This window comes from Metabacillus rhizolycopersici, assembly GCF_020075705.1.
The window spans coordinates 15,194-38,951 of sequence record NZ_JAIQUM010000031.1 but is presented as its reverse complement, the minus strand read 5'-3'; the positions used below and the strand labels follow the sequence as shown (position 1 = coordinate 38,951).

Sequence of the window (23,758 nt, the reverse complement as noted above, 5' to 3'; positions counted from 1 at the left end):
TGTTAGCTTTCCTTCATAATTCTTTAAAAAGTATAAAGTTTTCAAGAATTGCTGCTGGAGAGAGATTGTCTTCAGCAAAAAGCCACACCGGAATACATTCCGGTGTGGCTTTTTGCTATTCATACGAACGATTATTGTTCTAAATGATTCGTCATCAAGTCATGAACCTTAGATTCTAGATCTTGTAGGTCATCTTCCTCAAGTTTAGCATTTGGTTGAGGATGAAACCACTGAATTTCTCCTCCATGGAAAATACCTTGGTAATTATCCCCTTCGATGTTTAGTGTAAACTGATGACGCTCATGAAATTGATCTTCAAACAGTGGTTTTACATTAATATCTTGATAGGCATGATTCGTCATCAAGTCATAGACCTTGGATTCTAGATCTCGCAAGTCATCTTCCTCAAGTTTAGTTTCAGGCTGAGGATGAAACCACTGTATTTTCCCATTATGGAAAATACCTTGATAATTATCCCCTTCAATGTTTAATGTAAACTGATGACGTTCATGAAATTGATCTTCAAACAATGGTTTTACTTTAAAACCTTGATTATTTATGTGGTCCGTCATCAAATCATAAACATCTAATTCCAAATCCTCAAAGTCATCTTTTTCAAGTTTATTTATAGGTTGAGGGTGAAACCATTGAATTTCTCCGTCATGATAAATACCTTGATAGTTACATCCATTAATATTTAGTGTAAACTGATGACGTTCATGAAATTGGTCTCCAAACAATGGTTTTACTTTAAAATCTTGAATCATATAAAAACCTCCTAAAATATTTTACTAATTTTAAATTCTCTTTTCTCTCGTTTTTTGATTTTTAAAATATTTCCTATTAATTAATAGTTTGTAATGGTACAACTATTTATTCAGTTGCTCGTCGGTTATCAATCATTGATCCTAGAAAACACTGGATCAAAGAACTAATTAATGGCATTTCCCTTAAGTTAATATGATAACCTCCTCGTTTTGTTGATATGTATATACTAACTAGTTGAAGTTAGAAAATAAGAAGAGAAAGATTAAAATTGCATTAGAAAGAACAAAAGTGCAAGCGCCTTGATCAGCCTCGGGCAAATAAGACGCTTTTGACCTCGAGGGGCTAGGCGCTGGAGCTGGATGTCATGCGCTTATCCACAGTGCAAGAATTTTATAGTACGCTATAACACAAAAAATGCTAACCCATAAAGGCTACAACTCCTTCTAAATGCAAGAAGTTAACCTATAGTGAGTTAGCACTATTTTTGATCTCCTACTGTCCCTATAACATCATTCACACTTACTAAACCAAAATGACGGCTATCCCGACTTCGAAGACGATTATCCCCAATCACAAAAATATACCCTTCAGGAATCTTCCTTTTTTCTATAATTTCCTCAAGAGTGAAGTTTCCAGTCAGCTTTGTTACGTCGGTTTTCTCTCTAGTCGGTAAAAAGGGCTCTTTAATGACTTTACCATTTACATAAAGCTGATCATCCTTGTAATGAATTTCATCACCAGGTAAGCCAATCACTCTTTTTACATAAATTTCTTCACTGTTCGGTGGATAAAAAACAACAACATCAAACCTATTTATCGCATCAAAATATAACCCCAATTTATTTATTGAAAGCAACCTTCCTTCTTCATACGTCGGTTGCATTGATACTCCTTCAACTTTGTAATCTACAAATATTAGGTTTTTTAAGAAGATTGCCATTAAACATATTCCTACTGTTGTGAAAGCTATTCTTCTTTTTTTCATACATCCTCCTACAACGTTTAGTGGTCGCTTTTTTTTACAGTCATGGCTACATTTAAGTGCTTTTCAACCTTTTTACCAACAAACCACAATAAAAAAATAACGATTCCTGCAATAATGGATCTGATTGGCTGTGTTAAAAGTGCCCGTATATCTTGACCAATAAAGCTAACCATAAAAATCATCACTAACTTTCCAGATAAAACAGCTAAGATAAATTGCCAAATATTTATTCTCGAAAGCCCTGCAACAACATTAATCGCAGATGAAGGCGTAAATGGAAAGCATAAAATGAGAAATAACGGGCTAAACCCCCTTCGTTCTATCCACGTTAACAGCTTTTTTATCGCATTTTTCTCTCGCAAACGTTGAAAAAATTTCAACTTTCCAAGCTTTCTCATGATGATAAATACAATGATAGCACCTAAACATGCGCCAATCCAAGATAAAAAAAATCCCAGCCAAAGTCCAAACGAATTCGCATTCGCAACAATGAATACAACAAGCGGCAAGAACGGGAAAAACGCCTCCACCAATGGTAATAATATGGCGAAAAGTGGACCAAACGAACGGTAGGTTTCAAATAACTCCATTAATTGTTCTAAAGTAAAAAACTTCTGTAGTGTCTCCGGGCTCATATTACACTCCTCAATTACATCATTTAGTATTCATTTTACATATTTATCTCAAAATTTGAAAGTATCTCCAATTACCAATTAATCGGGACTTATCTGTCATTCAACAAAGTGCATCAAGTAGAACGAAATGAGGCATTCACCCTCTATTCTTTCCTTTATAATGGCTATAAAGAAAGACATAATTATTTTAATCCAAGAATTCAAAACAAAGTTTGCGAACTTATGGAAAGGTATTTATTCCAACCTCAAAAATGAATCTTTTATTTATGTGACACTTCTATCAGCGGAAGTTTTGCCAACCATTAACCTAACATGAAACAGAATTACATACTTACACCCTTAACTAAATCGATAAACTTATGCAAACCAACGGCACTTCCAGATCAGGGTAGAAGGTGTCTCCCTTTCATCTTCTTATGTCCAAACAAAAATTCTTAGTATCAACCTGACTCCATACCAAAGCACCCTAAATGGAAACAAAATCAACTCTGGAAAATAAAAAAACACATCTAAAAAAAATCTCCAAAAGTGTAGTCATCTTTTTTCTTTTTTAATGCTCTTTTCTTTTTATGTTTCTCTCTTCGTTTTTGAAAAGACATCATTTTGTCTTCTCCCTTCAAATCCCTGTATTATTTAATCTGCATAATCTAATATATTTCAACAAAAATAGAATATAATGTAACGATTTTTTACACATCATACCAATACGTACGAATCGATTGCGAGTAAGTTTCATCGTAACTGCAAATATTTTTTCGCACTTAGTGACTCGGCCGAATCATCAGAGAAACGCTGTTTTTAACAAAAGAAAACTTAAAGGGGGATACCATCATGAAGAAAACATTCATCTCAAGAGGGGCTTGCGCTTATCCACAGTACAAAAATTTTATAGTTTCCTATAAAACGATAAAAAGGCTATCCTCTGGACAACCTTTTTATATTCATCATTCTTCTATGTCTGCTGCACCAACGTCAATAACATACCGCCGAATGTTTACATCTGCAATGAGGTTTAAAGACGGTTACGAAGTTCTCTAAGCAGTTTTTCATAAATGGCACTTATCTCTTTGTCATCTTTTGGAAAAAGAAGCATATTCAGTTTTCTTTGTTCTTGTTCAATCCTAGTAAAAATATTTGTTTGAAGTCGCGCTGTCCGTGAAAGCTGTTTTTCAAAGGATCCTTCTGAAATTGGTAGAGTGATTTCCTTACCGTTATTAAAGGTAATAATGGTATTATTATGTTCTGCTTTTCTAAAGTCTTTCACATGGCTATAAGAAATCCAAATACATTGCTGTCTAGTTGAAGATGTCGTGGGGAAAAAGTAAATTGAATTTGCCGGGTCTAAAACAATAGGCGGCTTATGAGTAGTACGAATCAGGTCTTTTGTACCTTCCTTTCTTCCTTCATAACTGCTTCCAAAGAATCGGCAACTTTGATCAATAATTTCCATTGGACGTTTTTGAACAACAAATTCTTCATCAAGCTCAAGGACTTCAGTACACATATTGCTTTGATCGGGTAAAATTGCCATTGTAAAACGATTGATAATGTAATTCTCTAAACGATTTTTTACTTCATTCATTTCTTACACCTCTTTTGTAATTTTTAGGTCATATTTACCATTACTAAAATAACATGAGTATTCACAAATTTCTACAATATTTACAAAAACTAAACAAAAAAAGTGATTACTTTACATTCTTGTAAAGTAATCACTCGTCAATCTGTTGTATTATGTCCTCAATTTCAACTTTTTCATCAGGCATCTCAATTCCAAAGATAGGATTTAATGCAGTTGGTGAAAGCTCAAATTCATTTTTTTTCGTCACTTGTTCCACATCCTTTTAAATCAGTTTCCCCTAGACCATCTATTACATACCTATAAAAAATATTCCTGTTTATTTTTTAAAATATTTTAATTATTCAGTTGATTTTCGAATACTAATTCCATACAATATAAAAAAGGCATCAGGGGTGATCTTTTATGAAAAATAAAAAGCCTTCTTACACTGAGATCATGAAGTCCCGTAACACGAAAAACGTTCCACCTGAGCATCCTGTATTAGACATGTATATTCAAATGGTTGTAGACGAAGCGTTGTTTATCAGGAAAATGGCATTGCTTGAAGAACGTATTAATGATGCACTTGACAAAAAGAACAGAACATTATTTATGAAACTATCTAAAGAATACAAGGTTTTACGTAAATTAGGATAAAGACAGCCAATTGGCTGTCTTTGTTTTTTACTCATGTGTTTTCACAAAGGTGCTTTTCTAGCTTCTTATTTCATGGACTAATTATAATACTCTCTAACAATTCTTCACTACTAAAATACTGGTGACAACAGTTTGAATTTCTCTAATAATAAGCACCAGTAAACACTTATCTCCAGTTATTGATCGAAATTCGGAAACAACAAAAAGCCAAGGGATTAATAAAATCAGCCTTGGCTTCTTGATGATTTTTTTGTAATATGCTAGCTTAACATAGATCAAAACGATCTAAATTAGCTTGCTACTTGTCTTTTGTTATGCTCCACTACATTGTCTTGTCTACTAACTTTAAGAAAATTAGTCAATAACGCACTTATAAAATATAAAATAGCGAAAATCCAGATAACTCCCTCGGCTCCTATGCTTCCTATAAATAGTCCAACAAGTGCTGGTCCTATAAATGCACTTAAACCTGCTCCTAAATTTAAGATTGACATAGCTGCTCCCTTATTATCAGGTGCTAGGGATGGCATTAAAGCTGATAGTGGAACATATCCAGCTAAACCTGCCCCAAATAAACACGATACAATTAGCAGTGCCCAAAAGTTATGCCCCATGACTTGCGGAATATAATACATCGCTACAATCGAAACACCGCTTAATACTCCACCGAACCAAGCCACTGTCTTTCTCCAGCCAAATTTATCACCAATGAGCCCGAAAAATAAATTACATAATATATTGAAAAAGAAAAGTGTTCCATATATTTGAAGCCACTCAGAAATTGTATAACCAAAGTCCGCAACATACGATGGAAAAAAGATAACAAACCCAAAAGACGCTGTTGTATTTATTGCTCTTATAGCTCCACCTATAGCAACTTTAGGATTTTCATACAAAATGGTGATTCCTTTTAATAGTTCTTTCATCTTTGACTGGCTATTGTCTTTTTTCTGTATTTCAAATTTATCTTTGTTTACAACAATTGCAAAATATCCACCAACTAATACAAAGATTAATGCAGTCCACAATGTATTGATCTCACCAATTTTTGGAATAATATAACTTGAATAATAAGAACCTAGCACGTTTAAACCTAATGTAAACGCAAACCAAAACCAACCAACTGCTGATCCCATTTTTTTCTCTGGGCTTCGATAAGTTACCCAAACTAGAAAGGAATAAGCAAACAATGGGTATCCAATTCCCCTTAAAGCATATGTCAACAGCATGATAGCGTATTCATTATGAGGAAGAGCCCATCCAACAAACCCGATTGTTCCTATCACAAAAGATATTAAACCAACAGTCATTGCCTTTCTTGGACCCCAAGTTTGAACAAATACACCTGAAAACCAAGCAGATATGGTCAATGCAATACCATAAACAGTATAAAGAAAAGCAGACTGCTGCATCGGCATTCCATTTTCAATTAAGTAAGGAGATAGCCATCCAGCCTCTAAACCATCTCCAATCATAAACAGGGCAATTCCTATAAAACCCCAGATTAAATTTGAAGGAATTCCTATCTTATCAAGAAAATTTTGTTTTCCACCCATTACATTCATGTCTTCACCTTCCATGTTCATATTTGATCTAACTTTCTTAGTGATCACCTTGTCACTCTTCATGATTGTCAGTAATTCACTACTCAGGCCCATTCTCCATGAAGTGCACTCATCAAAAATGGAGCATTTACCTCTAAATATGAAAACGCTCTTACATTGCTATGTTTGCGTTCTCAATTATTATTTTACCTGTAGTTTAAAGGGCTTTCACTATCTAGTTGCCATAGCTTTGTCACATTTAAAAGACGACATTCTTTAAGAAGAAACGTACTCTACAAACGTATCCAAAAATAAGAGCAATCTCTTTCTCAACCGCGTGTATATAGACAATTAAATGATGTAAAAAACGTATACTTATCCTTTTTAAATAGAAAAGACTAACCCCCCTAGAAGGGAAGATTAGTCTTTTTAAACATGTATAGCTCTAACGAAATGGATGAAACGAATATTGCTCGGGCCTATTTTTTTAAACAATCGATCAAGCTTTTGTACGCTTCCATATCAGTAAAAGAGTGAAGTGGATAATATGCCTTTTCTGGTGCAGCTTTTTGAACAATAGATAGCAGTCTTTGATGACAAATAATTAAATCTGTATTTTCAGGAATTTCATCTACAGATGAATTGTCAACTTCCACGATAAAGTTTTCCTGTTTAAGCTTCCTTTTTAACATAGCTGCTCCCATAGCACTTGAACCTAATCCTGCTTCACAAACGAAAGTAATTCTTTCAACTTTTGGAATAGGTGGGGCATCTGAAATAGAATTGGACTGGAGATCATTTCTTGCAGCAACTTTTTGATTAGGTAAAACCGTATCCTTTAAATCTTTATTTAATTTATCAATTGTTTCTAATTGATTAAGAGCAGTAATCTGTTTTAGGTTTTCTTGTTTTGTTGGTGATTTTGTAGATGCATCCAATATAAAAAAACTACAGCAAAAAGAAATCATCGCAGATAGTAAAACACTTAAAAGTACAAACACCATATCTTCCTTAGGTACTAAAGCAGTAAATAAAAAAATACTCCCTGGCGATGGAAGAGACACTGCACCAACATCGAACATTTGAAACATGAAAATGCCTGTCATACCACCCATGATCAAAGATAATATAAGTAATGGTTTTCTCAAAACATATGGAAAGTAGACCTCATGAATTCCACCAAAAAATTGAATAAATAGTGCAAGCTGGGCTCCTTTTCGCTGTTCTGCTTTCGTTTTTAACCAATAAGCAAGAAGAACACCTAAGCCAGGACCAGGATTGGATTCTAGTAAGAAAAAGATAGATTTTCCAAGTTCTTTCGCTTGTTGAATACCAAGAGGAGCTAATACCCCATAATTAACCGGATTATTGAAAAAGAATACCTTTGCGGGCTCAATAATAACTGCTGCCAATGGTAACCAACCGGAGTAAATTATTTGTTCTAAGATTTCCGTTGACCATTTTACCCCATCAGAAAATACTTGACCTACAAAAAGAAAACAAATGATTGTAAAACTAACAGCAATCAGCGATGCTACAACATTACCAACCAATAATTCATAGCCAACGGGCACTTTTCTTGTTACAACTTGGTCACACTTCTGAACAATCCATCCTATTAATGGACCAACGATCATTGCACCTAGTATTACTGGAGCAGAGCTAGACAATGTTAATCCGTAGATAACAATAGAAGCTACGACAGCACCACGTTGTCCCCCAAGCAATTTGCCTCCAGTGTACCCGAGTAAAATAGGTAATAATGTATTATAAATTGGATTAACTAACAATAAAATTTTCTCATTATACCACCAGCCGTATATTCCGAAAATTTCATGAATAATTCCAACTGAAATAATTATCGTGATATTTTGCCATATCATCCCGCCCAGTAATTGACCAAACTTTCTCATTTACTCTATAACCCCTTTAAGCTACCTTTTACATTTGCGGCATAAGCCTTTGATAAAACTTCATCTAATGTGTTTTTTACGTCATTCAAAGGAGCCTCTTCCAGCATACCAATAAAATCTTCCTCAACTAACATTGCACTAATTTCACTAATCATCTTTATATGCTCTTTGGGGGCAAATTTAGGGGCTACTAGTAAAAGAAACGTGTTAATCAACTGCTCTTGGTCATCATCACGACGCCATTTTATAAATGCCTCCATCCGAAAAATGACAACGAGCAATTCACTTACACCATCTGATTTGGCATGAATCATTGCTAAATTATTTAGCACAAAACTTCCCTGTTGCTCACGTCTTTGGATATCTTCAAGTAATGTTGAAGATTGACAAACAATACTACTTTCTATGTTCCTTACTAGATTTTCTAACATTGGTTGTTCTATTTTCACTTGATCTATTACGTTAACATTTCTTAAAATTTGGACCATTGCTTCTCCGGTTCTAGCTAGTGGCAACATTGAAAGTTGATGATTTTCCTTTTCCGATAATCGTTCCTTTTTTGAAACATTTTTTAATGCATTTTGAATTCGATACAAATCTTCTTTTCTAAGGAATGGACTAACCGTCACAATATTTTCATTTTCTAAAGGTGGGAAATCAATTGTAGAAATGAATATATCAACTGACCCGTTCTCTTTAATCCAATCTTGAATTTGGCTTAAGGGGATTATTGCCTCAATTTCAAGATTTGGTATTTCATTTCGAAGTTGTGATGCGAGATAAGTAGACGTTCCCAGTCCGCTTGCACAAACAACAACTGCCTGATACTCCTTTTCTTCTAAATTTTTCTTTCGAATTATTGAGGCACCAATATGCATTGCGATATAACCAATTTCACCTTCTGGAATGTGAGACCCTGTTTTTTCCTTTAGAATATAGGATGCCTTCTGACAAGCAATGAAAACTTCTGGGTACTGTTCTTTTATTTTTTCTACCATTGGATTATGTATTTGCAATCCTAATTTTAAGCGTTTAAATGCTGGAACAAAATGAGCAACTAATCCTTCAAGAAGAAGTTCGTCCCCTTCAAATGATTCTTTTAAAGAATATTCAACAGCATGGATATAGCTTTTAGCTAATTCAATTGTATCAAACTCTTCATGCTGCTCTATACTTATACTTTCACCCTTTGCCAACAGAGCACCAGTAAGATGAAGCGCAATATAGTCAATTTCTACTTTTGGAATAGAAATGGACAGGATTTTTTCAATATTTACAACAATTTTTTCTGCAATTACATACATAGACTGATCTACTGAAGAATTAGGAATTAAAATCGGTTGTTCATTGACTTCACCTTGTTTATTTCTTTCAACAGCAAGCATTAGATGCACAATGAGATTTACGTAATTGCGATCTGTTAATTCAATAGATTTTTCATCTCTTAATACCTCATGTACAGCCTTTTCAACTGCTAAAATATTTGGAGTGTGAACAAATTTAAGAAGCCTATTTCTAATGACAGTTCCCAACTTACCTTGTGATTGCAATAATTCCTGTTGTTTAGATGTATAAAAAAGTTCAAGCCACTCTTCAAAAGAAATATCTTTATGAAGCAAAGAGGATAACATTGTTCTTCTTTGCTGTTCAGTTCCTTTAACATAGACACCTATACCGGGTGCACGTACAAGCTCTATCCCACCTTTTTCTAGCCATGAAGATACCTTGTCTAAATCATTACTAATTGTAGCCTCTGTAACACCATAGTTACTGCTAAACACAAACTGTTTAAACGGTTCTTTGGAGAGCAATAATTCATAAGTAATCCCTTCCCATCGTTCTTCAGGAGAGTAAGTTGAAAACGTTTTTGCCTGTCCCAGGTTTTCTTCTAATGCTTTCATCCCCTCTGGAGAGCCTTTCATCTCGATCCCTAATCCCATTCTCTTTACAATTTTTATATCATAGCTATTTAACACCGTTTTTAACGACGTAACTTCTCTTTGCATCGTTCTTGTACTCACCTTGAACATTTCAGCTAACTCTTTATATGAAATTGATTTCTTAGCAAACAACAATGTGCGAAGCAACTCTTTTTGACGAGAATTAATTATTGTTAAATCTTCATTCACTCAATTTCCCCTACTTTCTCGCAACATCTGAAAGCGCAAGCACCTTGATCAGCCTAAGGCAGGCATAAGACACGCGCATGAGGAGAAGGTGTTCTTTACCTTCTCTTTTTTCAAACCACAGCATTAATTACTGTACTTGCTCGTCCTGTGCTTCTGATCTAAAAGTCAATCGCTTTCAAGACTATTAAAATCAAATACAATGCCTTAATCCTCACCTTTGATAGAATCATTACTTTTTTTAGCAATTTTTTCGGCTGTTTTTTCAGGACTTTGCTTGTCCATTAACATCTTTGACAATTCAGTAAAAATAAATGTATTAACTTGCTGCCAATGAAGAAATTTAGGTCTAATGTACATATTCTCCTCTTCCCATGCGGTTAATATTTCCGCCATCGGTAAGAAACTTATCATTTCTTTTGATTCTGGAGTTCCAGCTTGCATACCAGCTTGAACCTCTGGCAAATTATAAATCGAATGACGGGTTGGTGTCCAACCTTGCTCCGTTTTTAAAAGCATATACTGTGTTTGTGGTGAGGTCGCCCAAATTAGAAATAACCATGCAGCTTTTATCTCCTGTTCACTAGCATATTTATTAATAGCGAGCCCGGTTCCCCCAAACATATGAGCTTGTCTCTCTTTCCCCTTTGGCAAATTGGCCCAACCAACTTTCCCTGCTACATTCGATCTACTTTCATCTTCAAAAGCGTAGGCAAAATCATGCCACTCTGGAGCCATCGCGAGCTCCCCTTTAGCAAAAGCAGCTGCAAGATCTGACCAATCCCACGAAGTACTTCCAGGTGCAGCAATGTTTATTAGCTCTTTATAAAACTTTATAGACTGTAACGCAATGTCTGAATTCATCCCAGAATTTGTAGGGAGCATTACACCTTTGTTGTTTGGAAAAACATGATCAAAATAATCCCCACCATTTGCTGCAAGAATATTACTAAAATCATTCATGAGCGAATCATCTCTTTTCGCTTGGTGACCTATTCCATATTTCACTTCAGTTATCGTTCCATCTCCAACCTTTTTATTAATCCAATTCGCAATTTCATAATATTGCTCCCAGGATAAATTCGGACCTGGTGTCCAATCATATCCGTATTCAGCTTGAAATTCATTTTTGTATTTTTCAAACACGTCTTTTCGATAGACGAGTAACATGGTGGAAGAGTCAAATGGCAATGCTAATAATCTACTTTTATCGTTTACATACCCTGTAACCTCTAAATGTGTTTGCATAAAATCCTCTAATCCTCCAGGTATATGAGGAAGCTTAGGATTACCATTCAACTCATTTAAATTAACGAAATGATCGGGATATTTAGCAAGTATTTGATATGGGTCAGCATATATAATATGATAGTTTGCCGATTTTGCATTAAAGTCAAGCCCTACCCTTTCAATAACTGTTTTTAAATCACTCGGTTCAATGTTTACTTTTATTCCTGTCAAATTTTCAAAACTATCGATATGTGCTGCTAGATACAGAGAAGGTGGTGTATTTTCCGTTGTCATATTGAGCACAGTTCCTTCAAATTCTCGCCAATCAACCCCTGGAGGTAACTCTATTTTAGGAATATTTGCTACTCGCACCTCAGCAACGTCTTCCACAACTTGGTTCGAATGCATCTCTTCCTGCTTTCCCATTTCTTCCACTTCATTCGTTATCAATACGTATTTTAATATTCCCGCTGAAATTAACAAGAAGATGCTAACGACTAATAAAGAACGTTTTTGCACGTAAATTCCTCTTTTCGCTACTTTATCATTCATACATTATAATCAGATAATAATAAAACATGATAACCTAAATCCCAGCCCTTAAGGTTAAATAAAATAAGAATCGTATAGTTTTTTTCACTATACGATTCTTTTATTGTCTCCCATTAAAAATGCAATCATCAAAAGCAGATGACGAATTTATAGAAGAGCACACTATTTAATTAGTGTTTATTTTTTTTTATATACCGGTTTTAATTGATGGTACAGTTCTTTATATATTTTATAAATTTCCTTATATGCATTTACATTCGCTAAATTTACAGACGTTGTCTGACTATTATCGAAAACGGCAGGAAAACATTCAGGACCATTCCAGACACCTATTCCTAAACCAGCCAGTAAGGCAGCGCCAAAAGCAGGGCCTTCTCGTTCTTCAAAGGCAACTAATGGCTGATTAAAAACCTCTGATAGAATAGTTCTCCACACTGGACTTTTAGCTGCACCACCTGTTACATATAATGTTTCTATATTAATATTTAATCGTTTAATTAATTCAAGACAATCTTTTAAGCTAAAAGATACCCCTTCAAGAACAGCACGCGTAAAATGATCCTTTGTATGTTGATAATTCATACCAAAGAAAACACCTCTTGCACTCGCATCATTATGAGGAGTTCTTTCTCCATTTAAATAAGGGAGATAGATTAACCCTTCCGCCCCTGCGGAAATATTGTCTACATTGGAAAGTAACTCATCATATGATAAGTTTGAGAAAGTATTCTTATACCAGTTTAGTGACATCCCTGCTGAAAGGGTAACCCCCATTGCATGCCATGTATTTGGTAGACAATGACAGAACAAATGTAGCGTACTTAAATCATCTCCATCTAGTTTTGGAACAGATTTTAGTGGAGCGAAAACAGTTCCAGAAGTTCCAACACTTACAATTCCTTTTCCTTGCTCGTAAATACCGTTCCCTAAAGCGGCTGCAGCATTATCACCAGCCCCTGCAACTACCGGAATGCCAGGAATTAACCCCGTTACGTTTGCTGCTTCACCTGAAACAGATCCGACAACGGTCTGACTTTCATGAACTTCATTTAGCCACTCAAATGGAATTTCCAACGCGTCGATGATTTCTTTCGACCATGTCCGTTTCGCTGTGTCAAACCATAATGTTCCACTCGCATCAGAAACATCACTTGATAACGCCTCGCTCAGTTTAAATACAATGTAATCCTTCGGCTGCATCAAATGATGAATATTGGCATAGCGACTCGGTTCATGTTTTTTTATCCATTGTAATTTTGGCGCTGTAAAACCAGGGAGTACTGAATTTCTTGTTATATTAAAAAAATTGCTTTTTCCAACAAGCTGTTCAATTTCTAAACATTCTTCCTCTGTTCTCACGTCATTCCAAAGGATAGAAGTTCCTAGTTCCTTTTTATCCTTATCCAATAATACAAGGCTGTGCATTTGCCCCGACACCCCAATTGCTCGAATGTTTTTTGGGTCAATTCCTTTCTCCCATAGCTTTCGAAGTGCACTCACGACACCATTCCACCATTGCAACGGATGTTGTTCGGCCCATCCTTTTTGACGAACTTCAAATTCATAAGAGTGATGACCTGTTGCTTGAATTTCACCATTAACATCCATTACAAGTACCTTTGCCCCTTGGGTACCAATATCAATTCCAAGTAATAGCCCATTGCTGTTCAATTTATTTTCCTCCATCAAAAACATTATTAGTCCGCCATGTCAGAAGGGTGTACCTATAGTATGATTTTATACTTTTGGCACACCCTCCTTATGCAATCAACTTTAAAAACGTTGTAATACCTTACAAGTTATAATTTAATTTGAACTTTTAAAATATCAGAACTTCTTGGTCCTTTTAAGAAGTCAATTGTTTCTTCTAACGAAATTTTCTTTGAAATTAAGTGGTCAATTTTGATTCTTTCCTCTTTTACCCATTGGAATGCAGGTAAAAATGTGTGATTAATAGCCATTGAACCTAATATTGTCCAATCTTTATTGTATAGTTTGAAAGGATCTATTTTCACGCTTGAGTTCTCAGGGGTTACACCAAACTGCAAATATTTTGCATTCGGTCCCATAAATTCAAATGCTTGTTCAATAACCGCTGGAATTCCCGTTGCATCAATTACCACATCAAATCCATAAGGATAGTTGTCCCGTCCAAGTTCTTCAAAAAGATTTTGGCTTAACACACCCTTCGTTGCTCCCCATTCCAACGCTAAGTCTAATTTTTCTTGAGAAATATCTGTAACAACAAGCTCAGATGCTCCCGCCATTTTAACTGCTTGCACAAGCTGTTGTCCCATTGCTCCTGCACCAAATAATAACACACGATCTCCAACTTGAAGTTGCAGGCGATTCATACCATGAACAACACAAGCCATTGGCTCAACAAATGCAGCAGCTTCAAATGACATTTTATCAGGTATTTTTACAACACCTTTACTAGGAACTTTAACATATTCCGCCATACTACCATTAACTGTATTTCCAAGTGCTCCCCAATTTTCACATTGGTTTCCTCTGTTTGTTAAGCAAAATTCACACTCTCCGCAAAATAGAGAAGGATCCGCTGTTACCCTATCACCGACTTGGAACTTCGTCACTTTTTCCCCGACTTCATGAATCACACCTGAAAATTCATGACCTGGGATAATTGGATATGGAGAAATAAACTCACCTTTGAAAATATGAACATCTGTACCACAAATCCCAACATTTTCAACCTTAATCGTTACATCATTTGGACCTGGTTTTGGATAAGGAACTTCTTTAATAACTGCTTCAAATGGTCTCTCAATCACTAATGCTTTCATTCTATATTCCTCCAACATATATAAGTTTTATAGCTTTATAACATTTGTCTTTTCATATACGGTATACCAACCCTATATCGTATTTTTAATCACAATGAATCGGTCAATACCTTTGAGATCCGTATGAGCCTCTCATTTTGTTCCCGCTTACATATTTTATTCTAGCATTAGAAAATCAGATTTACATGCTCTAGTTCTCTAAGTTTTGTCATAATGTAAACGTGACAAATTTAGTTCTAGTGCAAAGACTGTATTTGTTTGAAAGAGGCGTATAGTTTCCTAATAGAATCAGGCCTTATGTAGCAATTCCAAATAGTTGATGGATGAACTTAGCTTCATGATTCCTCGAAAATTAACTCCATAAGCAACGAAAATGAAAGAAAATCACATCATTACATGGTAGTTTAAGTAAAAACTTCACACCTTTATTGTCATCTTTCATAAATAACTTTAGAAAACTAGTGATCCTGTTCAAAAATCCCCCGTATCAAAAAAACAGCTTTTACTCCAGTTGAGCAAAGGCTGTTTTTTTGACGGATTTCTTCTATTGTAAATAAAAGAAAGAGTTTCTTGAAAAGGAACTCTTTCTTTTTAATCCAATATTAATTCATCATTTCACATAAAAATTTGATTGAATAAGCGTAGTCAAGATTTAACTCAAAATCAAATCAAATTTCATTATGATATAAACATATTTATAACTAATACACCCGCTAGTCCTACTAGAGAAATAATCGTAACCATTACAGACCACGTTTTAATCGTTTTGCCTATTGAAAGGTTAAAGTATTCCTTGTAAATCCAAAAGCCTGCATCATTTACATGCGAGAAAGTTATGCTTCCTGCACCAGCAGCTAAAACCATAAGTTCTGGACTTACACCTGTCGCTCCGACAAGAGGTGCTGCAATCCCTGCGGCTGTCATACCAGCTACGGTAGCAGAACCTATTGCTACCCTTAGGATAGCAGCGATAAGCCAAGTAAGAATTAACGGAGAAAGCGTTGATCCAGCCATGATATCAGCAATGAATTTATCAATGTGGCTGTCAATCAGTACTTGTTTGAATGCACCGCCACCAGCAATGATTAATAAAATCATTGCTATTCCGCTAACCGATTCTGAAAGGGAATGCATAATTTCGTTCATTTTTTTACCGCGATTAAGACCAAAGGTAAAGATAGCAAGAATAACAGAGAGTAAAAGAGCCACATTCGGACTACCTATAAATTCAACCACTGGCATGATCGGTGATGTAGGAATAAAAATTTCTACAAATACTTTAGAAGCTATCAGAATCACTGGCATGAGGGATGTAAGAAGACTGGTAACAAACCCAGGCATTTCTTCCTCTTTAAATTGTTTAGGATTAAATAGCTCTTTTGGAATATCTACTTCCAAATCTTCTTTCTTAAACAGCTTCGTAAATAATGGCCCACCAACAATTATGGCAGGAATCGCAATGATAACCCCATATATTAAAGTCTTACCTATATTCGCATCAAAAACAGATGCTACCGCTGTTGGTCCTGGGTGCGGTGGCACAAAACCATGCATCGTGATAAGGGCAGCGATAACAGGTAAACCGATGTATAATATAGGTACACCTGCTGCAGCAGCAATCGTAAATACTAACGGAATCAATACAACTACGCCTGTTTCAAAAAAGAGGGCGATTCCCACGATAGAGGCTGTAAGAACGGCAGCTAGTTGAACTCTCTTTTTCCCAAATGCTTTAATAAGTGTCGTCGCGATTCGTTGAGCCCCACCAGAATCGGTCATCAACTTACCGAGTATAGCTCCAAAAATGATGATCATCGTGAGACTTCCAAGTGTTCCACCTAAACCATTTTGGATAGATGTCATCGCATCAAGTGGTGTCATCCCTTCCAAAATACCTACGAATAGTGCAACAATAATCAAAGAGATGAATGCGTTTAACTTAAAGATAACCATTAATACTAATAATAGGGCAACCCCTATACAGATAGAAACTATTGGCATTTTCTTCACTTCTTTCTTTTAGTTATGTTAAAACAATGATAAGTATTCTTTTGAATGGTCTGGAATACCAATTGATTATCAACCAATTAGCACTCCTATATGAACCATTTTTCGCCTTTTTTCTATCGTAATAACCTTATCGAATTTGTTATTTATTAGAAAACAACTTAACGAATTTTGTCATGACAGGCTCCATTGATTGTTGCATGTCTGACATAATCGTAGAAAGATGTTCCATTTGTTTCTTTTCAAAATAGTTTTGTAAATGAGAAACGGCAGCCATGGATACTTCTGTGTTTACATTGATTTTACATATTCCCGATTGTATAGCTTTTTTAATGATTTCATCAGGTGTTCCAGATCCCCCATGAAGAACAAGTGGGACGTCAATAGCTTGGCGAATGCTCTCTAAAAGGTCAAGATCGACTTTAGGCTCTCCCTTATACATGCCGTGTACAGTTCCAATGGCAGCAGCTAAAAAATCTACACCTGTCTCTGCAACAAATTCCTTAGCAGATTGTGGGTCTGTAAGCGTTCCATCACCTTCCTCTTCGTCAGAGAATGCACCTCTTGCTAACGACCCTATCTCAGCTTCAACAGATACACCCGCCATGTGAGCAATTTCCACTATTTCTTTTGTACGGCGCATGTTTTCTTCCAAATCATATGCTGATCCATCAAACATTACGGATGTAAAGCCACATCGAATTGCTCGGATGATCGATTCTTTTTCATAAGCATGATCCAAATGAAGAGCAACGGGAACACTAACTTTTTCAGCCATTGCTTTAACCATTGCAGCGAACCCTTCAACATCTACTGTAGGGAAGTAACGTTCCCCTAAAGCAATAATAACTGGCTGATTTTCCTTTTCTGCAACGTTTATAGCAGCTTGAACGGTTTCTAAGTTATATACATTAAAAGCTGCAACAGCGTAGTTTCCACTTTGTGCATTCTTTAATACATCGATTGTATTCGCTAACATTATTAATCCCCCATAAGTATTATGTTTAACTCGCTATTGAGTTTTAGAAAAGCGAGTGCTAATCTCTTAGCTATTCCTTGAAATCTATTTATAATGGCATAGATTCGGTTGTATTCGTTTTCTAAATACTAATTAATGGAACGCATACGAACTTACACCATCATTGTAAAATGATGCAGTCGTATACGTATTCTATTTTTTCAAGCTGATAAACCTTTTCCTATTTATTATCTAAAATTTCAACAGCTTCCTTTAGAGTAGTCTTAGCTCCTACATTGCCCGGGAATATGATATATGTAATTCCTGGAAACTTACTTTCTTCTCCAGTAAACCATACAGGGATTCCAGGCTTAATTTGACCAGCTACCGTTGCTCTTTTTACTTCGAGACCTCTTGTTCCAATATCACTTGAGGTAATACCACCTTTAGCAACAATATATCTAGGTCTTACTTTGATTCTTTGAACAATACTTGTAACGGCATCTGAAATTTTCACAGAAAGTTTTAATTCTTCTTCTTGTTTATTTTCACCAAGATCTAGTCTTTCTCGTCTTGTATACACAGCTACCGTTTTACCTGAACGAACAAAGTTTTCACATGCCTCAATGATTCGATCTACTTCTGCTTCGAACTTTTCAGGGTGTAAAACAAGATGAACATCAAATTCAATAAATTCAATGAAATCGCATTTTTTTAATTCCTCTAGCTGCTCAGTCGTCTTTTTAACGTGAGAGCCAACAAGAATTAAACCGCCATGATTGGATTCTTCGTCTACTAATTCAGCTCTAGTAAGTAAGCCTTTGTCACTTACTCCCCCTATTATCTTAGTGAAAGCAGCTGCGCTTCTGAACATGAAATGCTTACCTGATTTTATTGCCTTTACGAGGGCAATTGTAAAAACTTTTACATCAACATAGTCTACAGCGTTTACGACTACTTTATTGAAATCAGTGACTTCAAGTAATTGGTTTGTAATTGTTTCTACATCAAGCGCTCTTAAACTTTCAAGTGATATATAGGTAGTGTTTTCAGCCTTGAATTCACCATTTGATTTTTCTTCAACCCATTCACCTAAATGAGACTTTGTAAAACCAAATGTTCTGTCTTTCGCAAATTCAGTTTCACCAGCTGGTACCAAATAATCTTCATATTGGACATAGTGGATATTATCAACAGTAAAACGGCCGCCTTCTTTAAAAAATGGAAGGATTACCTCTCCATCAAACTTAATGTCAGAACCTGATTCGATTGTTTCCATTAGCACCTTTGTTTCAAGAGGATAATGACCTCTTAACGTAGAGTCACCGCGGCTAATGATGATAAAATCCTTATCTAGTTTCTTAGCAACTTCTAACGCATTTGAAGCGATTTCTTTATGTGCTTTTTCCGTTTCAGCTGCTGTAAATCCTCTAGAGTTTGTCAGTAAGAAAAACATAGAGTTTTCCTCGTTAAACCCCTTTTCAATGCTGTCTACTGACCAATCAGTATAAACGGAAATACCATGAACGGTTTGAACACCTGTAGGATCATCATCAAGCACAATGATTTTTTTGTTAAGGTCAAGTAATTCTTTTTCCAGCATGTCATTTACAACGTTGACATCTACTGCTGGTATATTATCAAAAACATCTTTTACTAATCTCTTCTCAGTACTACTAATTGTGTTCATCATTAAGCTCTCCTTACTTCCACATTCGCAAGTCTTTCAAAATATTGAACAATACCACCATGATCGTCTGCTGCTTTTCCATCGACCTTCAAAGCATGGAAAATTTCTAATAATTGACTTGATAATGGCATTGGTACTCCAATATCATGAGCTGTCTCCATAACGTTCGTAATATCTTTCAAGTTGATATCAATTCTTCCACCAGCTACGAAGTTACGGTCTAGGATTAATGGAACTTTAGCATCTAGTACAGCACTTCCTGCAAGTCCACCTCTAATTGCCTGATACATTTTTTCGACGTCAATACCAGCTTTAGCTGCTAATACTAAGGCTTCTGACATGGCAGCAATATTTAAATTAACAATCACTTGATTAGCTAATTTCGCCGTAGTTCCGCTTCCATTTCCACCTACCAATGTAACATCTGAGCCCATTGCGTGTAGAACATCCTTCACCTGTTCGTAAACTTCTTCCTTACCACCTACCATGATGGCTAACGTTCCATCTATTGCTTTTGGTTCTCCTCCGCTTACAGGAGCATCTAGCATTTCAACACCTTTTTTAGCTGCTTCTGCTGCAATTTCTTTTGAAACCACTGGTGATATTGAACTCATATCTATAACTACAGTACCTTGTTTTGCTCCACTAAGAACGCCATTATCACCTAAAACCACTTGTTTCACATGATGTGAAGCAGGTAGCATAGTTATAATAACTTCACAACTTTCACCAATCATCTTTTGAGATTCAGAAGCAACAGCACCTGAATCGACCAATGTTTGTACCGCTTCTTTATTAAGATCGTTAACTGTCACCTGAAATCCTTTTGACAATAAGTTCAATGCCATAGGCTTACCCATAATCCCTAAACCGATAAAACCAATTTTTTTTGTCATATTAAATCCTCCCAACTTATGATAATTATTCCTTATTTTCAATATAAAAAATTAATTAATTTGATTACTGTTGTCTCATGAATGCGCTCGCAAAAACTTTTCACGAACATCATTGTATACCATAATTATATTTTTGTATACATTTTTATTATTTTTGTATACATTTGGTGTTATTCTCTTATTTAACCTATCTTTCTTTTACTTTTTTTGATAAATTATTGGTAATTAGGTTGTGGGATATAGGAGTGAACAATATGAATCGAAACAACAAGGAAAAGTCTCGCCCTGCTTATCATCAAGCATATGAAGTGATTCGTGACAGGATATTAAATGGAGATATACCAGGTGGAACGAAAATAGTTGAGGAAAAACTTGCAACGGATTTAGGATATAGCCGTACCCCTATTAGGGAATCTCTTCGACAACTAGGATATGAAGGACTCATCGTAAATAAAAAGGTTGTCCAGCCTACTGAGAAAGATTTGCGTAATTTATTTCAAGTACGGATTCTTCTAGAAGGTTTCTCAGCACAGTCAGCAGCAACTTATTTGCCTGAGGAAGATTTAACTACACTTTCAGAGTGTATTAATATTGGAAGAGAAGGAACAATTAACGAAATTATGGAAGCTAATGAACGTTTTCACGAGATTATTGTTCAGGCCAGTGGGAACTCTATTATGATCGATACAATAGACAGAATGAAGTCAATTATCTATCTTTTTCGTAAGACCGTAGTACTCCACAATCGCCCACGTTTAAATGATGAACACGAAGAGATTTATGAAGCCATTAAAGCTAGAGATGGGCAGGCAGCTGAACTCCTGATGAAGAACCATCTTCAAGCAGATTTAGATTTTTGCTTACACATTTTAAGTAGTTCAAGTCACAAATGAATAATAAGGTAAAATTTTTAACTTTCCAATATGGTTTGGGTCTACTTTGGGGTTGGTGGTATAATTTTTTCCTTCCCTATGATCAAATGTTTCGCTATGCAATCATAATCGAACTTTTACTACCTGTTGCTACATCTGCCTTACCATTTACAATTAAATTTAAATATAGCACCTCTCGTTTAATTGCCACTATATCAAATATAACGATACTAATTAGTATCGTTATATTTGATATTTTTGCTAATTTTATTTTATTGATATTTTGTAAATTGCTCCGCCTCAGTAGAACCTTTCAATGCTGTAGTAGACAATGCCTCTCAGAAATCGTCTGAGCTACTTCATCAAAATATCCAGTTCCAACCTCACATTGATGCCTTGTCGCCCTGTAACCATAAACTTCACTTGCAAATTCCTCTTGTTGAATCTCAGAATAAGCCGCCAAATGATTACGGCAATTAAATTAATAGTAAATATCTACATAAAAAACAGTAACTTAACACAAACCGACTAATTCACGATTAAGAAAAATGATTAGTCGGTTAATAGTTTCTGGCTATTCTATATACATTGTTAATCGGTAAATCGACCTAACTAAGTAAATCAAGTCCTTTGTATCAAATTATTGTTCACCATTATTAACAAACATTTCTAATATCATTAGCTTCCAAGTACTATACCTTTATCGCTAAACTTTTTTCACATTTACTGGAATTACTTTATCTTCATATGATTGGGCTTTTTCTTCAAAGTGACCCCAAGAAGGCAAGCTGTCATCGTAATTCTTACAACTACATTCGGCTCCCACCCTACAATTGTCCTTGCTTCTTCCACCATTTCACTAATCAGCACCTACCTGATTATTTTACGAAATATCTTGTATCTAAAAAAGGAAGTCCCAGCCGTTTAGGGACAAATCTTTTGGCGTATAAGCTCTAGGTGCTACATCTACTTTCTTGATCCTATCTACATTCTTAAGTTTTATGAAAAACGTTCTTCCAAGGTTCGTTAATATTATCAAGTAAAATAGTAGTTATATAAAAATTAATAAATTATTAAATAAGATGTAAATAAAAAATCGATAAACAACAATAAATGAAAATAATAAAAAAACAATCAATCAAAAACAAAAATAAATATTGAAAAAACAATAATAATTGTATTAAAATGAAAACATACTATCAATATTTTGGATTACTTAAATATCGATAGTATGTTTTCTACAGAAAATTGATTTTCTGAGAAAAATAGGTTAGAAGATTTTTATTTATATGATGTAGAATCATATTTTTCTCTGATAATAATTTTTTCAAACGCAATGAAAACGCAAACAAATCGCACAATTAGAAAGGAAGATGATCTATGGGTTTTCAAGGATTCGATAAAAACTTCAATATTACAGAAAAAGTCGCAATTGTAACAGGTGGCGGCAGTGGAATTGGAAAAGCTGTATCAGAATTATACCTAGAAAAAGGGGCAAAAGTTGCTATTCTTGACCTAAACGATAATGTGAAAGATATTGCTAAGGAATTAAGTCCAGTAAACGCTATCGGTATACAATGCGATGTTACCAATAATGAAAGTATGGACAGTGCAATCCAGCAAGTAAAAGAACATTTCGGCAAAATTGATATTCTCGTAAACTGTGCTGGAATTGTATTACTCGATGATGCAGAAAACATTTCAGATCATTACTGGCAAAAAACGATTGATCTTAACTTAACTGGATCATTTAAAATGTGCCAGAAAGTCGGTAGTATAATGATTGAACAAGGACATGGTGGTAACATTATCAACCTAGCTTCTCAGGCAGCACTTATTGCATTAGATAATCACGTCGCTTATGCTGCAAGTAAAGCTGGGATTCTTGGGGTGACTAAAGTACTTGCTTATGAATGGGCTCAATTTGACATTAAAGTAAACGCTATCTCACCTACTGTTGTTTTAACTGAATTAGGCAAAAAGGCATGGGCTGGAGAAAAAGGTGAAAAAGCTAAAAGGGAAATTCCACTCGGACGCTTTGGATACCCTGAAGAAGTTGCTGCTATTGCCTTATTCTTGGCCTGCGATGCAACAAATTTAATTACAGGTGAAAATATGGTAATGGATGGTGGAAATACGATTAAATAGGAACAAAAGCGCAAGCGCCTTAATCAGCCTCGGGCAAATAAGACGATCAGGAATAGAAGGTGGTTTTTACCTTCAATTCCTGATTGGCTGTAGACCCAAGAGGCAGTCAAGAACGCGACGTCCTGTCGCATTGACTGCACTTGCACGTCCTGTGCTTCGGGGTCGGACGCTTACGCTTGATGTCGTGCGCTTATCCACAGTACAAGAATTTTATAATTTCCTAAATAGCAAGAGTTAAAATCCATATATCCTGGAGGTATAGTATTTATTGCTATGCCTCGTTTCCGATGTTGTCTATCCTGATTATCAATCTGATCCCTCTATTTCTCCAAACAGGCTAGCAAACTTAAGCACATACTTATCATGAAGGGATACGGTGTTATTTCCTCTACTTTCAATCTGTTCATCT

At 35.4% G+C, this 23,758-nt stretch carries 19 protein-coding genes and 1 pseudogene; 5 read left to right on the top strand and 15 right to left on the bottom strand.

Going from position 1 to position 23,758, the window contains the following annotated elements; all coding sequences use genetic code 11:
- Positions 1–131 precede the first annotated feature (131 nt).
- The 3 genes from K9V48_RS14295 to K9V48_RS14285 all read right to left on the bottom strand — a co-directional run bounded on the left by K9V48_RS14295 (position 132) and on the right by K9V48_RS14285 (position 2,388).
- Complete coding sequence (locus tag K9V48_RS14295; RefSeq protein ID WP_224139647.1) at positions 132–767, bottom strand: DUF5342 family protein; 636 nt, start codon at positions 765–767, stop codon at positions 132–134.
- 479 nt (positions 768–1,246) lie between these two features.
- Positions 1,247–1,753: a signal peptidase I gene (lepB, locus tag K9V48_RS14290; protein ID WP_224139646.1), complete on the bottom strand. Its 507-nt coding sequence runs from the start codon at positions 1,751–1,753 to the stop codon at positions 1,247–1,249.
- Between the two features lie 17 nt (positions 1,754–1,770).
- Entirely contained in the window at positions 1,771–2,388 is a 618-nt protein-coding gene (locus K9V48_RS14285) for a TVP38/TMEM64 family protein (RefSeq protein WP_224139645.1), read from the bottom strand.
- A gap of 108 nt (positions 2,389–2,496) precedes the next feature.
- Between K9V48_RS14285 and K9V48_RS30185 the strand changes: the two genes are divergently transcribed.
- Entirely contained in the window at positions 2,497–2,643 is a 147-nt protein-coding gene (locus tag K9V48_RS30185) for a YhjD family protein (protein WP_498043128.1), read from the top strand.
- A 576-nt stretch (positions 2,644–3,219) separates the two neighbouring features.
- On the top strand, positions 3,220–3,426 hold the full coding sequence (locus K9V48_RS14280; protein ID WP_224139644.1) for a hypothetical protein: 207 nt from the start codon (positions 3,220–3,222) through the stop codon (positions 3,424–3,426).
- Here the strand turns inward: K9V48_RS14280 and K9V48_RS14275 are convergent.
- The gene (locus tag K9V48_RS14275; protein WP_224139643.1) at positions 3,401–3,970 is read right to left on the bottom strand and encodes a competence protein ComK; all 570 of its coding nucleotides are present in this window, start codon (positions 3,968–3,970) and stop codon (positions 3,401–3,403) included. The two genes, K9V48_RS14280 and K9V48_RS14275, sit on opposite strands and share 26 nt — an antisense overlap.
- A gap of 402 nt (positions 3,971–4,372) precedes the next feature.
- On the opposite strand from K9V48_RS14275, the gene K9V48_RS14270 reads away from it, so the two are divergent.
- Positions 4,373–4,606, top strand: a complete 234-nt coding sequence (locus K9V48_RS14270; protein ID WP_224139642.1) for an IDEAL domain-containing protein — start codon at positions 4,373–4,375, stop codon at positions 4,604–4,606.
- 290 nt (positions 4,607–4,896) lie between these two features.
- Here K9V48_RS14270 and K9V48_RS14265 read toward each other — a convergent pair whose 3' ends face one another.
- The 10 genes from K9V48_RS14265 to garR form a co-directional block, all read right to left on the bottom strand.
- Complete coding sequence (locus K9V48_RS14265; RefSeq protein WP_224139641.1) at positions 4,897–6,171, bottom strand: MFS transporter; 1,275 nt, start codon at positions 6,169–6,171, stop codon at positions 4,897–4,899.
- A 458-nt stretch (positions 6,172–6,629) separates the two neighbouring features.
- Positions 6,630–8,063: a PTS transporter subunit EIIC gene (locus K9V48_RS14260; protein ID WP_224139640.1), complete on the bottom strand. Its 1,434-nt coding sequence runs from the start codon at positions 8,061–8,063 to the stop codon at positions 6,630–6,632.
- A 5-nt stretch (positions 8,064–8,068) separates the two neighbouring features.
- Positions 8,069–10,192 carry a BglG family transcription antiterminator gene (locus K9V48_RS14255; RefSeq protein WP_224139639.1) on the bottom strand — a complete coding sequence of 708 codons (2,124 nt, stop codon included), beginning with the start codon at positions 10,190–10,192 and terminating at the stop codon, positions 8,069–8,071.
- 204 nt (positions 10,193–10,396) lie between these two features.
- Positions 10,397–11,938, bottom strand: a complete 1,542-nt coding sequence (locus K9V48_RS14250; RefSeq protein ID WP_224139638.1) for an extracellular solute-binding protein — start codon at positions 11,936–11,938, stop codon at positions 10,397–10,399.
- A gap of 210 nt (positions 11,939–12,148) precedes the next feature.
- The gene (gene xylB / locus K9V48_RS14245) at positions 12,149–13,642 is read right to left on the bottom strand and encodes a xylulokinase (protein WP_224139637.1); all 1,494 of its coding nucleotides are present in this window, start codon (positions 13,640–13,642) and stop codon (positions 12,149–12,151) included.
- A gap of 128 nt (positions 13,643–13,770) precedes the next feature.
- Positions 13,771–14,778, bottom strand: coding sequence for a zinc-dependent alcohol dehydrogenase family protein (locus tag K9V48_RS14240; protein ID WP_224139636.1), 1,008 nt, complete (start codon positions 14,776–14,778; stop codon positions 13,771–13,773).
- 678 nt (positions 14,779–15,456) lie between these two features.
- Positions 15,457–16,779: a gluconate:H+ symporter gene (locus tag K9V48_RS14235; protein ID WP_224139635.1), complete on the bottom strand. Its 1,323-nt coding sequence runs from the start codon at positions 16,777–16,779 to the stop codon at positions 15,457–15,459.
- Between the two features lie 148 nt (positions 16,780–16,927).
- The gene (locus tag K9V48_RS14230) at positions 16,928–17,764 is read right to left on the bottom strand and encodes a class II fructose-bisphosphate aldolase (RefSeq protein ID WP_224139634.1); all 837 of its coding nucleotides are present in this window, start codon (positions 17,762–17,764) and stop codon (positions 16,928–16,930) included.
- A gap of 220 nt (positions 17,765–17,984) precedes the next feature.
- Positions 17,985–19,433 carry a four-carbon acid sugar kinase family protein gene (locus tag K9V48_RS14225; RefSeq protein WP_224139633.1) on the bottom strand — a complete coding sequence of 483 codons (1,449 nt, stop codon included), beginning with the start codon at positions 19,431–19,433 and terminating at the stop codon, positions 17,985–17,987.
- Positions 19,434–19,435: 2 nt separating this feature from the next.
- A complete protein-coding gene (gene garR / locus K9V48_RS14220; RefSeq protein WP_224139632.1) occupies positions 19,436–20,329 on the bottom strand; it encodes a 2-hydroxy-3-oxopropionate reductase in 894 nt (297 codons plus the stop codon).
- 254 nt (positions 20,330–20,583) lie between these two features.
- On the opposite strand from garR, the gene K9V48_RS14215 reads away from it, so the two are divergent.
- Positions 20,584–21,222: a GntR family transcriptional regulator gene (locus K9V48_RS14215; RefSeq protein ID WP_224139631.1), complete on the top strand. Its 639-nt coding sequence runs from the start codon at positions 20,584–20,586 to the stop codon at positions 21,220–21,222.
- Positions 21,223–21,473: 251 nt separating this feature from the next.
- Here K9V48_RS14215 and K9V48_RS14210 read toward each other — a convergent pair.
- Positions 21,474–21,664 (bottom strand): annotated as a pseudogene (locus K9V48_RS14210) (isocitrate lyase); the annotation flags it as partial.
- 917 nt (positions 21,665–22,581) lie between these two features.
- On the opposite strand from K9V48_RS14210, the gene K9V48_RS14205 reads away from it, so the two are divergent.
- Positions 22,582–23,349 carry an SDR family oxidoreductase gene (locus tag K9V48_RS14205; protein WP_224139630.1) on the top strand — a complete coding sequence of 256 codons (768 nt, stop codon included), beginning with the start codon at positions 22,582–22,584 and terminating at the stop codon, positions 23,347–23,349.
- Positions 23,350–23,758 lie beyond the last annotated feature (409 nt).